The following is a 13,095-nucleotide window of genomic DNA, read 5'->3' as shown; positions in this document are numbered from 1 at the left end:
ACACTGGCACCGTCCGGACCGCCCCGCGGGCGCCGGACGACGACGACGGCGTTCCTGTACCGGCGTCGTCTCTTCTACGAATCCGTCCGGGAGGACCCATCATGACCAGCACCGACAGCGCCCCGCACTTCACGCACCCCGACCGGAACCTGGCCATGGAGTTGGTGCGGGCGACCGAGGCGGCGGCGATCCGGGCGACGCCGTGGATCGGGCGCGGTGACAAGAACGCGGCGGACGGTGCGGCTGTGGATGCGATGCGCAAGTTCCTGGGGACCGTCAATTTCGACGGCGTCATCGTGATCGGCGAGGGCGAGAAGGACAACGCCCCCATGCTCTTCAACGGCGAGCACGTCGGGAACGGCCGCGGACCGGCGGTGGACATCGCCGTGGACCCGATCGACGGCACCTCGCTGACGGCCGCCGGGCGCCAGAACGCGCTGTCGGTGATCGCGGTCTCGGACCGCGGGTCGATGCTGGACGCGTCGAGCGTGTTCCGGATGAACAAGATCGTGACCGGTCCGGCCGGTCACGGCGTCGTGGACCTGTCGCAGTCGATCGGGGACAACATCCGCGCGCTGGCGAAGGCGCTGGGCAAGCCGGTGAACGAGATCCGGGTGGCGGTGCTCGACCGGCCGCGGCACGAGGGGCTGATCGAGGAGATCCGCGCGGCGGGCGCGGGGACGCGGCTGCTGCTCGACGGGGACGTCGCAGGCGGCATCAACGCGGCCCGCTACGAGTCGCGCATCGACATGTGCGTCGGTGTCGGCGGCAGCCCGGAGGGCGTCATCACGGCGGCGGCGGTCAAGGCGCTCGGCGGCTTCATGCAGGGGATGCTCGCGCCCGGCGACGACGAGGAGCGGGCCCGGGGGATCGCCGCGGGGCTGAAGATGGACACCATCCTCAGCGTCGACGACCTGGTCCAGGGCGACAACACGTTCTTCGTCGCGACCGGCGTGACCGACGGCGGCCTGGTCGAGGGCGTCCGGCGGAAGGGCCCGATCATCCGGACCGAGTCGATCGTGCTCCGCTCGAAGTCGGGCACCGTCCGCCGCGTGATCGCGGACCACCTCGCCGAGAAGTGGCTGGAGCCAGACCAGCTCTAGTAGCGGCCGAGATTCGTGCCGAATGTTCGTTATGGCGGCGCCATTCCGCACGTTCGGCACGAATCGGCGCGACGGCTAGGCGACCCCGGGTTCGCGCGCGTCGTCGTCGGCGCGCGCCCGCTCCTTCTCCTCGATGGCGAGCTTGTCGATTCCGTGCATGTCGCGCGGCTCGAGTTCGCTGACCAGCTCGAAGGCGGTGAGCTCGCGGGGCGCCTCCTCGATGCCTTCGAGGGCGCCGATGACCTTCGTCTCGTCGAGCGCGTTGAGCTTGCGTGCGGCGGGGAACACCTGGCGCTCGAACGAGCCGACGAAGCCGTTGTAGTCCTTGACGGTCCGCTCCAGAGACCGGCCCAGCTTCTCGATGTGGCCGGCCGTCGTCGCGAGACGGCTGTAGAGGGTGCGGCTCAGGTCGAACAGCTGCTTCGCCTCCTGGGTCAGCACATCCTGCTGCCAGCTGAACGCGACGGTCTTCAGCACCGACCACAGTGTCACGGGCGACGCGAGCGCGACCCGCTTGCCGAACGCGAACTCCATGATCGACGGGTCGGCCTCGAGCGCCGACGACACCAGCGACTCGCTCGGGATGAACGCGATCACGAGCTCGGGCGACGACTCCAGGCCGGTCCAGTACGCCTTGCTGCCGAGCGCCGTGATGTGGTCGCGGACCGCCTTCACGTGCTGCTTGAGCAGCGCCTCGCGCTGAGCCGCCTCTGTGCCGGTCGCCGTTGCCGGGATCTGGCTCGCCTCGAGGTACGCGTTGAACGGCACTTTGGCGTCGAGTGCGATGCTCTTGCCTCCGGGCAGCCGCACGATCATGTCCGGCCGGCCCGCGCCCGACTCCGAGTGGATGCTGGACTGCACGTCGAAGTCGACCCGCTCCAGCAGGCCCGCGGCCTCGACCACGCTCCGCAGCTGCGTCTCGCCCCACACGCCGCGGGTGCTGTTGGACCGCAGCGCGGACGCCAGCGCCTCGGCGGTGCTCCGCAACCGCTCCTCGGACTCGGCCGCCGACCGCAGCTGCTGGGTGAGCTGGCCGTGCTGCTGGCTGCGCTGCGCCTCCAGCTCCATGACCTTCCGCTGCATGTCGCTCAGGCTCTCCTTCACGGGCGCGAGCGCCTGCAGCACCTTGCTCTCGGCGCGCTCGCGCTCGGCCCGCGCCTCGGCCTCGGCGCGGTGCCGCTCGATGGTCTCGCGGTACTGCTCCTGCGCGACCCGCAACTGCTCCTGCATCGCATCCACCCGGCTGTGAGCGGCGGCGAGGTCCGCGCGGATCTCCGCCTGCACCGCGGCTTCGGCGGCACGGATCTCCGACTGCACCGCAGCCTCCGCCGCCCGGATCTCGGCGATCTCGGCCTGATGCTGGGCGGCGACCACGGCCGGGTCGACGGCGGCCCCGGGCTGACCGGCGGCAGCACGATCGCGCATGAGCTTCACGACGGCGAAGCCCGCGCCGACAGCGCCGACGACGAGGCCGACCAGGAGGCCGAGGAGCAGGGCGAGGATGTCCATGCCTGCAGTCTGTCAGCGGCCTCCGACACTCGGTCGCGCGGGGGCCGCGAGTCGTGAGCAGATGCGCGAATTCGAGGCGCGTCGCGACATCATGTCACCACTCGATCGCGCGGGGCGGATCGGTCAGGCGGCGACGGGGACGCCGATGCGGCCGAGGCGCGCGCCGGTGAGCTCGGAGAGGTCGGCGATCGTCGCGGCCTCGTGCCGCTTCGCCGCATGGATGACGATGGCGGCGCACGCCTCCGCGTCCGCGAGCGCGTCGTGGTGGTTGAAGCCCTCGAACCCGGCCGCCATGGCCGCGACCGGCAGGCGGTAGGACTCCAGCGAGTACGTCCGACGGGCCACCTGGAGGCTGCAGAGGTACGCGTACTCGGGGCACGCGACGAAGGTCGCGGCGCAGGCCGCGCGGATCACGCCCATGTCGAAGCCGGCGTTGTGGGCGACCAGGTGGTCGTCCTCCGCGAACTCCACGAGGTCTGCCAGCTGGTCGACCCAGCCCGCCGCGTCGGCCACCTGCTCGGGGTGGATGCCATGGATGCGGATGTTCCACTCCTGGAAGTGGTCGTGGCCCAGCGGCGGCCGGATGAACCATCCCGCCCGGTCGACCACCTTGCCGTCCCGCACCTTCACCAGGCCGACCGAGCAGGCCGACGCGGGGGAGGAGTTGGCGGTCTCGAAGTCGATGGCGGTGAAGTTCAGGGTCACGCTCGAATGCTGACATGCCCCACCGACGCCGCCCGTCAGGCGCCCCGCGCGCCGCGCGCATCCACTCGCCCTCCCCGGGCGCCGCGTCCGTCGAAGTGCAGCTCGTTGCGTTCGACACGCCGTGCCGAGCCGCAGCTACGTGCACCTCACGAGATAAGTCGGGCGCGGAGAGACGGGCCCGCGTAGCGTGGAGGCATGCGATCCCGTCAGCAGCGCGACCTCCACGCGGCCTCCTTCGACCGGGCGGCCGACGTGTACGACGCGGCACGCCCGTCCTACCCGGCGGACGCGGTGAGCTGGTTGCTGGACGGTACGGACGATCCCGTCGTCGACCTCGGCGCGGGCACCGGCAAGCTCACGGCAGCACTCGTCGAACGCGGCCGCGACGTCGTCGCCGTCGGTCCGTCGCCGGAGATGCTGCGCGTCCTGCGCGAACGCCTCCCCGACGTCCCGGCGCACGAGGGCACCGGCGAACGCCTCCCGCTCCCCGCTGCCTCCGCCGGGGTCGTACTCGTTGCGCAGGCCTGGCACTGGGTGGATGCGGAGCGCGCCATCCCGGAGGTCGCCCGCGTGCTCCGTCCCGGCGGACGCCTCGGCCTCGTCTGGAACGAGCGCGACGAGAGCATCGGCTGGGTGCGCGAGCTGGGGGAGCTGATGGATGCGGGCTCCGCCGCCTTCGACGACGAGGCCGACCCGGTCCTCGCCCCACCGTTCGGCCCGCTGGAGAAGCACGAGACCCGCTGGGTGCAGGCGCTCGACCGCGAGGGCCTGCTCGACCTCGCCCGCTCCCGCAGCTACTTCATCACCAAGGACCCGGACGCCCAGGCCGCCGTCATCGAGTCGCTGCGGCGGCTCATGCGCGAGCATCCCGACCTCGCCGGGCGCGACACGTTCGAGCTGCCGTACGTGACCCGCTCGTACCGCGCCACCCGGCTCGGCTGACCGCGGGCGGCCGGGTCGGACCGGCCCCGTAGAATGGACGACCGTGGCTCTCACTATCGGAATCGTCGGGCTGCCCAATGTGGGCAAGTCCACCCTGTTCAACGCGCTGACCAAGAACGACGCTCTGGCGGCGAACTACCCGTTCGCGACCATCGAGCCGAACGTCGGCGTGGTGAACCTGCCCGACCCGCGGCTCGACCGCCTGGCGGAGCTGTTCCACAGCGAGCGCACCGTCCCCGCGCCGGTGTCGTTCGTCGACATCGCCGGGATCGTGAAGGGCGCGAGCGAGGGCGAGGGTCTGGGCAACAAGTTCCTCGCGAACATCCGCGAGGCCGACGCGATCGCCCAGGTCGTGCGGGGTTTCAGCGACGCGGATGTCGTGCACGTGGCGGGTAAGACCGACCCCGCCGGCGACATGGAGACCATCAACACCGAGCTCATCCTCGCCGACCTGCAGACCCTCGAGAAGGCGGAGCAGCGGTACGAGAAGGAGGTCAAGGGCCGCAAGCTCGAGCCGATCGTCCTCGAGACCGCCCGCGCAGCGAGCGAGTACCTGAACTCCGGCAAGCCGCTCTCGACCTCCTCGATCGACCTCGAGCCGGTGCGCGAGCTGGGTCTGCTCACCGCGAAGCCCTTCATCTACGTGTTCAATGTGGACGAGGACGTCCTGACGGACGAGTCCCGCCGCGCCGAGCTGGCCGCGCTGGTCGCCCCCGCGCAGGCGGTCTTCCTCGACGCCAAGCTGGAGTCCGAGCTCATCGACCTGGATGCCGCCGACGCCGCCGAACTCCTCGCCTCCACGGGCCAGGACGAGTCCGGACTCGACCAGCTCGCCCGCATCGGGTTCGACACCCTCGGGCTGCAGACCTACCTCACCGCCGGCCCGAAGGAGTCGCGCGCCTGGACCATCCCCAAGGGCGCGAAGGCCCCCCAGGCGGCGGGCGTCATCCACACCGACTTCGAGAAGGGGTTCATCAAGGCGGAGGTCATCTCCTTCGAGGACCTGATGGACGCGGGAAGCATCGCCGAGGCCCGCTCCCGCGGCAAGGCGCGCATGGAGGGCAAGGACTACGTCATGCAGGACGGGGACGTGGTCGAGTTCCGGTTCAACGTGTAGGTGGGCGTTCAGCGCTGAGGAGTTCTGGTCGCTGACGCGCCGTGGTCTTTGACCTGCGTCTGTTCGGGCCTCTGCGTCACGCCCCCAGCGCGACCAGAAGCGTCAGCGCGGCGAGCACCGCGTTCAGCGGCGTCATCAGCGCGCGTTCGCGTCGGCTCTTCGATGCGGCGTTGGCGAGGATGCCGAGGACGAAGACCGCGAACACCACCCAGATGCCGATCTCGACGAGCAGCGGAGGAAGGTCGATCAGCCCCGCTGCGGCGAGGACGATCACGGCGAAGGCGGCGTAGAGCAGGACAGCCACCAGGCTCGCGACCCGTCGGCCCGCGGGGAGCACGCGGTCGGCGCCGCCCCACGCCAGACGGCCCCAGGGGGCGCCGAGCGCGAGGGCGATCTGGAAGGCGGCGAGCAGTCCGAGGATGATGACGATGACAGCTGCGATGATCACGCCTGTGAGCGTATCGGCTCGGCGGGCCCGCACGCCCGCCCACCCCAGATCCAGCTCCCGCCGCGGCCCCGCGAGCCGGTCCGCCAGGAACCGCCCGCTGACCGGCAGCGCCGCGGCATCCCGCTCGATCGCCGCATCACCGACTTCGAGAAGGGCTTCGTCAAGGCGGAGGTCATCTTGATGGACGCGGGAAGCATAGCTCCGAGGCCCACTCCCGCGGCACGGCGCTACGGAGGCCGATCCGGCGGTGAACGGCGGCGGTCAGGACTGGGTGATCAGGACGTCGATCCCGGACCGGTTCGACGTCCGGGTCTTGTCCTCCGCACCCGGGACCGGCCCATTCGCCGTCCACGAAGTGACGTACAGCTGCAAGAAGTATCCGTCCGTCGAGATGGTGGCGAAACCTCTGAGGAACTGATTCTGATCCAGCTGACCGTCCCACCCGATTCGTTTCGCTCGATCCACGATGGTGCGAGCTGCCGCCGTCGAGTCCTCGGTCGCGATCCTGAACTCGACCGTGGGGCCTTCGCCGCTCAACCGTTTCATCTGTCCGCGATGCTGCTCGATGAGCGTCACGCCGGCATGGGTCACGCCGAGTTGTTCGGCCGCAGCATCGACCAGGTCGTATTCATAGGGGCTGGGTATCCCGGTGCATCCCGTGAGCGAAGCGGCCAGAAGGGCCATGGCGGCTCCCACCGCGGCCGCATTCCGCGCGCGTGCTGATCCCCCCGGCATGAGATCACGCTAGCCGGAGGCGCGGTCCGGCGATTCCCCCAACGCGAGGGTAGCGAGGGTGCGACGCCACGGCCGACATCACCCCAGATCCAGCTCCCGCCGCGGCCCCGCGAACCGGTCCGCGAGGAAGCGCCCGCTGACCAGCAGCGCCGCGGCATCCCGCTCGATCGCCGCATCCCGCATGGTCCGTGCCGCCGACTCGAGCGCGTCCAGCTGCATGGTCAGCGTCTGGGCCGGGGTGAGACCGCTGGCCAGCACGTGCTCGGTCGCCCATTCGGGCGGCAGCGCGAGGTACGCCCGGAGGGTGTCGGGGAGGTACAGCGTCGCCGCCACGCGCAGCATCACCTCCGGCTCACCCGACCCGGCCACGCGCGGCAGGGTGTCGGCGAGCAGTTCGCCGATCCGCTCGACGGACGCCACGGCTTCGTCCGGCACCCGGCGGCGGATGCGCGCGGCGAGGGTGCGCAGGTCCTGCGCGAGGGTGGCGTCGTCGACGTGGATCTCCGAACCCGGCGGCAGGATCCCCAGCGTCTGGAGGGCGCGCTCCGAATCCGCGGAGTCCTCGGCGGCCTGCACCGCCAGCGCGGCCACCAGCCGGGCGAAAGCGGTCAGCCACCGGCTGAGGGTGATGGTGAGGTCGGACAGCACGACCGACCCGTACAGCTGCTCGACGGTCGGCGTCCACCGGGGACCCGCCTTCCAGCTGAGCGCCAGCGCTTCGGTGGGACCCGCGAGCCGTATCCGGGTGATCGTGCCGGGCCGCTGCGCCAGCCGGTCGGCGAGCGACCGTGTGAACTCGACCGTGAGCGCCGTGGATGCGACATCGGCCGGGAGCGCACGCGCGACGCTGTCGATGAGCTCGCGCAGCAACGACTCGGGGTCGGAGTCCGGCCACGCCCCGCTCAGCCTGTCGAACGGCATGCTCACCCGCTCATCCAAGCACGCCTCACCCCGCGGCACACGGGGCGGATGACCGATCCTCAGGGGGTGCTGGGGGAAGCGAGGTCGCCGGCCGGAACGTGTTCGAGCCCCAGCCCCGCCTGCCCGTATTCGCTGAGGACCTGCCCGATCACGACCCGATACGGCCCGATCCACCGCTCGTAGAGGCGCTTCGCCTCGCGGTGCGTGTCCATGCCGATCAACTGGTGCAGCGCGTCGAGGCTGCTCCAGTAGTAGACCTCCGAATGGAGGCCCGTCTCCGGGTTCTCCCAGGCCTCCTCCCCGAGGAAACCGGGGATGGCGCGGGCTCGAACCGCGATCTCATCGTTGAGGCGGTGGAACTCGTCGTCGCGGTCCTTCGCGTCGAAGATGAAGGCGGATGTGTAGACGGTGGTGCTCATAGGCGGCAGCCTAGCGACCCGATGGTCTCTCGTGCGCACGGTGTCCGCAGTCGTACCATTCGCGTGCGCCCACGATGCACCGGGGACCGGGGACCGGGGACGGGGGACGGGGGACGGCATGACGGACGAGGATCGGGACGACAGCGGCGAGACCGGCGACGGCCTCCCACCCGACGACCTCGGCCTGCCGCCGCCGCTGAACGCGGACAAGCCGGCCGCGCCACCGGCGATCAGCTCCAGCTACGGCGAGGAGGTGCCCCGCGATGCCTGAGCTCCTGAACCGGTCGCCGGACGAGGTCCTGAATGCGATGGGCGCCTCGTTCGGGGTCACCTGGCCCAACCCGTGGTGGCCGAGCGGCAACAGCGCCTACGACGACTGCGCCGCCTGCGTCAGCTACTACCTGTTCGGGCTGAACTCGTTCGGCAACCCCTTCTACACGTACGTGTCGCAGATCCAGAACTGGGGACGCGACCGCGGGGTCTGGCACGACGGCTCGGCGGGCGTGCGACCCGGGGACGTGCTGGCCTTCGACTGGGACGGCGACGGCGACCCCGACCACACCGAGATCGTCGTGGCCGTCTCGCCGGGCGGGTCCGTCGTGACCTCCCGCGGCACCAACTCCAACCCCGGCGACGACCTGCGCGACCGCACCCGCTCGGCCGGGTACATCCTCAGCTACATCCGGCCGCCCTACCTGCAAGGAGATGAGTTCGACATGGCCTCACTCGACGACCTCAACCGCATCGTCAACGACGCCGTCTCGCGGGCGATCGCCGCGACGGCGAGCGCGACCTCCGCGCGCACCAGCGCGATCCGGCGGGAGGGACGCGGCCGGCTCTACTACTGCCCCGACCCGCCGGCAGGACTGCCCCACTTCATCTGCATCTTCTGGGATCGCACCGCCAACAACGTCCTCTACGCCAACGTGGATGCGGACGGCGGCGAGACGCAGGCCCGGCACTGGAACGAGCTGTACTTCCAGACGGCGGACACCGTGGAGCAGGCGAAGGCCAATGCGATCGACCCGGAGCGGTTCGCGAAGCTGATCGACTTCGCCCTGGGGCGGGACTCGTCGTTCACGAACCAGCTGGCGACCCCGTCGTGACCGCGGGCGGCGGCGGTCACCATGATGGCAGCCTCCGTCGAATGAACGATTCCCCATGCTCAAGGTCCTCAGAGCATCTGCGTAGCTCCCGTCTTTATCGAAATTCTTCGCGTCGATGACCAAGTCCGAGGTATTCGTGGTCGCAAGGGATGGCGGGAGTCGCAAGCTGCCCAGCGCATTAGCACGTCGTCGGCCGTGAGCGTGCGACTGGCGAGGATGTCGCACGTGATGGGTATTGTTGCTTCGAGTGCGAGGGGGCATTTTGGACACTGGGCAAGAACACCGCGCGGCGAACGATTCGATTCGTGCGCAAGGATATCGCGCGTTTTGGACCGTTGACGCCGGCAGCGGGTGGCAGGCCATCGTCGTCGAAGAAGCTGCTCGATGGTTGCAACCCAAGTTCGACCTGAGTGTTGATCTCGCTTCCGACGGGGTTGTGCGAGGCCCGAAGGGTAACCGCCTGGAGATTAGGCATCATCAGGCTAATCACCAGACCGCGATGCGATTCGTGATGGACGAGGAGAACTCGGGCGGCCAGTTCTCAACCACACTCACCGCAGTGGAGGACGAACGAGGTCGCAGCTGGCTGTCCCTAGATATATTCAGGAGCGGCGGCGGGTGGGTTAATCGCCCAAAGTTGGCTGGCTATTTGCTTGAGGCGTTGCCATTGGCGGACGGTGACCTTCTGAGTCCATCGCCCAAGCACGTGGGCGTTCTGGGTGTTCCGGAACTATTGGAATTACTCGAGTCGCCGGAACGGCGGGGACCGGTCTTTGTCGCAGGCACAGATGATCGATTGCCATTCGACGCCTTCGTCCGCCGACTTGCGGGCTGGGCTCGGGAAACGGTTGGGCTAGGGCAGGTAGTTGTTCTCGATCCGGGAGCGACCGATTTGCTCAGCGATCTTGTGGGCAGTCGGTGGTCCACGCCGCCCTGGACACTCCGGACTTACTTGCCCGGCCTGAATTTTGCTACCTCGGCCGGTGCCCGTGCCAATCGGATTTTGGGCACTGAAAGGCTCGGACGTAATACTGACAGGCAGATCACACACTTGCTGGGGCTCGTCGCACGCGAGGTAGTCTCGGCGCGTCCCACGCCTCCGGAGCTCGTGAATTGGTCGCGCCGATTCGAGCGGATCGGTACCGCCGCCGTTACGTCGTCGGCGGTCCCGGTAAGGCCCGAAAGGCCTCAGGTAAGCGTCCGGACGTCACAAAAGCCGGAACCGTCGGACCTGCAGACTGCGCGCCTGGAGACGAGACGCCTCCTGGCGGATCTGATACGGATTCAGGAGACGTTGGGTCTCCCAGACCTGACGGAGTCAAGCCTCACAGAGCTTGTGGACATGGCTACCGCCGAAAGAATCGACCCTGTTGCCTTCCGTGAAGTCTCTGAGCAGTTGAGCCGATTGCAACAACGCAACGATGCGCTCATCGATGAGGCCGAACTTGCCAAGCTGGATCGCCTCGATGCGATCGAAGATCTCGAGGCCGCGGAGAAAACCATCGACGATCAAACCAGGCGAATCAGTTATCTCACCAAATCGTTAGTCGAACTTGGACGTCCGGACATCGCCTTCGGTGGCACCGTCGCGGAAGCCGAGGAGACGCCAACGTTTGGACCCGAGCCGATTGACTTTGCCGAGTTGTTGGAAAGGATGCCGGAGCTGGAGATCCACGGAGTTGTTTTCACGGGCGAACCAGGAATAACTGCAGGTCTGCAATCCATCGACACCGAGGGCAAGGCGCTACAACGCGCGTGGGAAGCGTTGACGACGCTGTGCGACTATGTCAAAGCCAAGCGCAACGGCGACGCGGACGGGAATGTCCACAAGTTCTTGGAAGATCAGCCGGTCGGCTATCGAAGCTTTCCTGTAAACAGGCACGCCGCGACGGAGACAAAATTCACCAAGGAACGCTACGGCGATGAGCGGATTCTTCCGGCCCCCGAGGCCGTGGATCCGCGCGGTGCCGTAAGTATGCTTGAGCACTTCAAGTTGGCTCGTATCAGCCGCCAAGATCCCCGTCTGTACTACTTCGACGACACATCGCGCTCCGGGAAGGTCTACGTGGGCTACATCGGTCCACATATGACAAACTCTCAAACGGAAACCTAGAACACGCCGCAGAAGCGGTGCTCGGCGAGATCGCGCCCCACGCTGGTGCGCGGAGGTCACCAGGACCGCAGCACGTCCGCCTTCGGCCCCGCCACCAGCGTGCGCGGCGGCACGTCGTCCGCCACGACCGCTCCCGCCGCGACGACCGCATCCCGCCCGATCGTGACGCCGGGCAGGATGGTCGCGCCTGCGCCGATCCACACGTTCTCCTCGACCGTGATCGGACCGCCGGTGAGCCACACCCGGCGATCGTCCGTGTCGACCGGGTGGCCGACGGTGATGAACGTGACCCGCGGCGCCACCATGACCCGCTCGGCCAGGGTGATGCCCGCGTAGTCGAGGAACGTGCAGTTCTGGTTGATGAAGACCCGCTCGGCGAGCTCCAGCCGCAGCCCGTGGTCGGTGAAGAACGGCGGGTAGATCGTCACGCGCGGAGGCAGGGGGCGCCCGAGGATCCGCGCGAACAGGTCCGCCTTGCCGGCCTCATCGTCGAACGGCAGCACGTTCAGGCGAGAGGTCAGGGCCGTCACCTCCAGCACGCGCTCCGACATGGCCTGGAACTCGGGGGAGTGGATGCGCATGAGCAGGTCCGACATCCCACGATCCTCGCACGGGCCCCCGTCACGCTAGGTTGAGTGCCATGCCGTACGTCGTCGACTTCGTGACCGTGTCCACCACCGGCCTGGAGAGCTCTCCGGTGGCCGAAGCGCTCGCGGGACTGCGGGCGAACGAGGCGCGGTACTTCCGCAACAAGTACGACCACGAGTTCACGGTCGGCACCGCTGAGGAGGAGGCCGACGCCGTCGCCCGGGTCGCGCGTGTGCTGAAGGACGAGCGGGACATCGTCATCGCGTCCCCGGCGCTGGAGGCGACGCGGTTCGAGGTCGACGGCGTGGACTGGACGTACGTGTTCTACGAGTCCGGGCTGTCCGTCAACCTGCTCTGGACCATCGAGGACGGCGGCAAGCGCGCGGTCGGGTTCAAGCTGTCCGACGGGATGGAAGTCCCCGAGGAGCTGGCCGCGTTCAAGTTCGCGCGGCAGCGGTCGAAGCTCGCGGGGACCATCCGCGGCTCCTACTTCGTCGTCAAGGGCGAGTACTGAGTCCGAGGACGAACCCGGTCACCGTGTCCGCGATGAGGTCGCGGACACCGGCCGCGCCAAGCTCGGAGGCCGCGAGCACCTTCATGCCGTGATCGGCTCCGGGCACCTCGACCACCCGGATGCCGTCGCGCGGGCCGATCGCGGCGACCACGTCCGCCGCCGTCCCGAACGTGTCGCGGCCGCCCTGCAGGACGAGAACCGGGACGGTCGGCTCCAGCAGTTCCGTGAGCCGCGACTTCTCGGGGCTCCCCGGTGGATGCAGGGGGAACGCGAGGCACACGACGGCGGCCGCGTCCACGGCCGCGGCGGTGCGGCAGGCGACGCGAGCCCCGGCGCTGCGGCCGCCGACGACGAGCGGCAGGTCGCCCGCGATCTCGCGGACCCGCGGAGCGGTCTCCAGCCACGCCGCGTCCAGCGCCGCGGGCCGGGCGGCCACGCGTTTGCCCGCCACACGCCACGGCTGCTCGTACCTCACCACGGTGATCCCGCGGTCGGGCAGGCGCGCGGCCAGCACCGCCAGGTCGACCGCGTCGATACCGCCGCCGGCTCCGTGGCCGAGCCACAGCACTGCGGCCGGATCCGTCGCGGCGGCCACGGTCAGCCTGCCGGGTCCGAGGGCGGTGGGGACGTCCAGCTGCATGCTCCGACGCTAGCGGGTCGTGCATCATGCAGCGACCCGTCCGGCCGCTCTTGCTTCGGGGGCTCCGCGGGCGGACCATGGAGGTGGCGAAGCGGGCGCCACGGGGTTGGATGGGGTTGATCGTATGGTCGCGGACGTACGCGTGTGCAAGGAGTGCGGGGCTCCGATCTCCGCAGAGCGTCGGCTGGTGCCGACGTCGCGGGGGTCATGGGTGACGGTGACGGTGCCGGTCGGG

At 69.1% G+C, this 13,095-nt stretch carries 15 protein-coding genes; 7 read left to right on the top strand and 8 right to left on the bottom strand.

Translation table 11 applies throughout. From position 1 onward, the window contains the following. Window positions 1–101 precede the first annotated feature (101 nt). A complete protein-coding gene (gene glpX / locus AB0P25_RS01265) occupies window positions 102–1,103 on the top strand; it encodes a class II fructose-bisphosphatase (RefSeq protein WP_363804932.1) in 1,002 nt (333 codons plus the stop codon). Between the two features lie 75 nt (window positions 1,104–1,178). Here the strand turns inward: glpX and AB0P25_RS01260 are convergent, their stop codons facing one another. Together AB0P25_RS01260 and AB0P25_RS01255 are read right to left on the bottom strand one after the other, a co-directional pair. Continuing rightward, window positions 1,179–2,612 carry a DNA recombination protein RmuC gene (locus AB0P25_RS01260; RefSeq protein ID WP_363804931.1) on the bottom strand — a complete coding sequence of 478 codons (1,434 nt, stop codon included), beginning with the start codon at window positions 2,610–2,612 and terminating at the stop codon, window positions 1,179–1,181. A 123-nt stretch (window positions 2,613–2,735) separates the two neighbouring features. Further along, a complete protein-coding gene (locus AB0P25_RS01255; protein ID WP_363804929.1) occupies window positions 2,736–3,317 on the bottom strand; it encodes an exonuclease domain-containing protein in 582 nt (193 codons plus the stop codon). A gap of 195 nt (window positions 3,318–3,512) precedes the next feature. Between AB0P25_RS01255 and AB0P25_RS01250 the strand changes: the two genes are divergently transcribed. After that, on the top strand, window positions 3,513–4,259 hold the full coding sequence (locus AB0P25_RS01250) for a class I SAM-dependent methyltransferase (RefSeq protein ID WP_363804927.1): 747 nt from the start codon (window positions 3,513–3,515) through the stop codon (window positions 4,257–4,259). 43 nt (window positions 4,260–4,302) lie between these two features. After that, on the top strand, window positions 4,303–5,376 hold the full coding sequence (gene ychF / locus AB0P25_RS01245; RefSeq protein WP_363804926.1) for a redox-regulated ATPase YchF: 1,074 nt from the start codon (window positions 4,303–4,305) through the stop codon (window positions 5,374–5,376). Window positions 5,377–5,452: 76 nt separating this feature from the next. On the opposite strand, the gene AB0P25_RS01240 is transcribed toward ychF, so the two are convergent. The 4 genes from AB0P25_RS01240 to AB0P25_RS01225 all read right to left on the bottom strand — a co-directional run bounded on the left by AB0P25_RS01240 (window position 5,453) and on the right by AB0P25_RS01225 (window position 7,899). Continuing rightward, window positions 5,453–5,824, bottom strand: a complete 372-nt coding sequence (locus AB0P25_RS01240) for a hypothetical protein (protein ID WP_363804924.1) — start codon at window positions 5,822–5,824, stop codon at window positions 5,453–5,455. 261 nt (window positions 5,825–6,085) lie between these two features. After that, window positions 6,086–6,508 carry a hypothetical protein gene (locus AB0P25_RS01235; RefSeq protein WP_363804923.1) on the bottom strand — a complete coding sequence of 141 codons (423 nt, stop codon included), beginning with the start codon at window positions 6,506–6,508 and terminating at the stop codon, window positions 6,086–6,088. A 129-nt stretch (window positions 6,509–6,637) separates the two neighbouring features. Continuing rightward, window positions 6,638–7,480 carry a hypothetical protein gene (locus AB0P25_RS01230; protein ID WP_363804921.1) on the bottom strand — a complete coding sequence of 281 codons (843 nt, stop codon included), beginning with the start codon at window positions 7,478–7,480 and terminating at the stop codon, window positions 6,638–6,640. Window positions 7,481–7,539: 59 nt separating this feature from the next. Beyond that, on the bottom strand, window positions 7,540–7,899 hold the full coding sequence (locus AB0P25_RS01225) for a hypothetical protein (protein ID WP_363804920.1): 360 nt from the start codon (window positions 7,897–7,899) through the stop codon (window positions 7,540–7,542). 118 nt (window positions 7,900–8,017) lie between these two features. Here AB0P25_RS01225 and AB0P25_RS01220 point away from each other — a divergent pair, with 118 nt between their 5' ends. The 3 genes from AB0P25_RS01220 to AB0P25_RS01210 all read left to right on the top strand — a co-directional run bounded on the left by AB0P25_RS01220 (window position 8,018) and on the right by AB0P25_RS01210 (window position 11,118). After that, complete coding sequence (locus tag AB0P25_RS01220) at window positions 8,018–8,170, top strand: hypothetical protein (protein WP_363804919.1); 153 nt, start codon at window positions 8,018–8,020, stop codon at window positions 8,168–8,170. Beyond that, window positions 8,163–9,005, top strand: coding sequence for a CHAP domain-containing protein (locus AB0P25_RS01215; RefSeq protein ID WP_363804918.1), 843 nt, complete (start codon window positions 8,163–8,165; stop codon window positions 9,003–9,005). The genes AB0P25_RS01220 and AB0P25_RS01215 overlap by 8 nt, the downstream gene beginning before the upstream one ends. A 1,342-nt stretch (window positions 9,006–10,347) precedes the next feature. Then, the gene (locus AB0P25_RS01210) at window positions 10,348–11,118 is read left to right on the top strand and encodes a hypothetical protein (RefSeq protein WP_363804917.1); all 771 of its coding nucleotides are present in this window, start codon (window positions 10,348–10,350) and stop codon (window positions 11,116–11,118) included. Between the two features lie 56 nt (window positions 11,119–11,174). Here the strand turns inward: AB0P25_RS01210 and AB0P25_RS01205 are convergent, their stop codons facing one another. Continuing rightward, on the bottom strand, window positions 11,175–11,714 hold the full coding sequence (locus AB0P25_RS01205) for a DapH/DapD/GlmU-related protein (RefSeq protein WP_363804916.1): 540 nt from the start codon (window positions 11,712–11,714) through the stop codon (window positions 11,175–11,177). A 44-nt stretch (window positions 11,715–11,758) separates the two neighbouring features. Here AB0P25_RS01205 and AB0P25_RS01200 point away from each other — a divergent pair, with 44 nt between their 5' ends. After that, the gene (locus tag AB0P25_RS01200) at window positions 11,759–12,220 is read left to right on the top strand and encodes a phage tail protein (RefSeq protein WP_363804915.1); all 462 of its coding nucleotides are present in this window, start codon (window positions 11,759–11,761) and stop codon (window positions 12,218–12,220) included. Here the strand turns inward: AB0P25_RS01200 and AB0P25_RS01195 are convergent. Next, window positions 12,204–12,860, bottom strand: a complete 657-nt coding sequence (locus tag AB0P25_RS01195) for an alpha/beta family hydrolase (RefSeq protein WP_363804914.1) — start codon at window positions 12,858–12,860, stop codon at window positions 12,204–12,206. The genes AB0P25_RS01200 and AB0P25_RS01195 overlap by 17 nt on opposite strands. Window positions 12,861–13,095 lie beyond the last annotated feature (235 nt).

Origin of the sequence: Leifsonia sp. NPDC077715 (assembly GCF_040686855.1) — a bacterium.
In the GTDB taxonomy this organism is placed as follows: domain Bacteria; phylum Actinomycetota; class Actinomycetes; order Actinomycetales; family Microbacteriaceae; genus Leifsonia.
This window is presented reverse-complemented; position numbering and strand designations above follow the sequence as displayed.

Coding starts and splice junctions, on each gene's coding strand:
- glpX (WP_363804932.1), top strand. CDS start 102: ATGACCAGCACCGACAGCGCCCCGCACTTCACGCACCCCGACCGGAAC.
- AB0P25_RS01260 (WP_363804931.1), bottom strand. CDS start 2,612: ATGGACATCCTCGCCCTGCTCCTCGGCCTCCTGGTCGGCCTCGTCGTC.
- AB0P25_RS01250 (WP_363804927.1), top strand. CDS start 3,513: ATGCGATCCCGTCAGCAGCGCGACCTCCACGCGGCCTCCTTCGACCGG.
- AB0P25_RS01235 (WP_363804923.1), bottom strand. CDS start 6,508: ATGGCCCTTCTGGCCGCTTCGCTCACGGGATGCACCGGGATACCCAGC.
- AB0P25_RS01230 (WP_363804921.1), bottom strand. CDS start 7,480: ATGCCGTTCGACAGGCTGAGCGGGGCGTGGCCGGACTCCGACCCCGAG.
- AB0P25_RS01225 (WP_363804920.1), bottom strand. CDS start 7,899: ATGAGCACCACCGTCTACACATCCGCCTTCATCTTCGACGCGAAGGAC.
- AB0P25_RS01220 (WP_363804919.1), top strand. CDS start 8,018: ATGACGGACGAGGATCGGGACGACAGCGGCGAGACCGGCGACGGCCTC.
- AB0P25_RS01215 (WP_363804918.1), top strand. CDS start 8,163: ATGCCTGAGCTCCTGAACCGGTCGCCGGACGAGGTCCTGAATGCGATG.
- AB0P25_RS01210 (WP_363804917.1), top strand. CDS start 10,348: ATGGCTACCGCCGAAAGAATCGACCCTGTTGCCTTCCGTGAAGTCTCT.
- AB0P25_RS01205 (WP_363804916.1), bottom strand. CDS start 11,714: ATGTCGGACCTGCTCATGCGCATCCACTCCCCCGAGTTCCAGGCCATG.
- AB0P25_RS01200 (WP_363804915.1), top strand. CDS start 11,759: ATGCCGTACGTCGTCGACTTCGTGACCGTGTCCACCACCGGCCTGGAG.
- AB0P25_RS01195 (WP_363804914.1), bottom strand. CDS start 12,860: ATGCAGCTGGACGTCCCCACCGCCCTCGGACCCGGCAGGCTGACCGTG.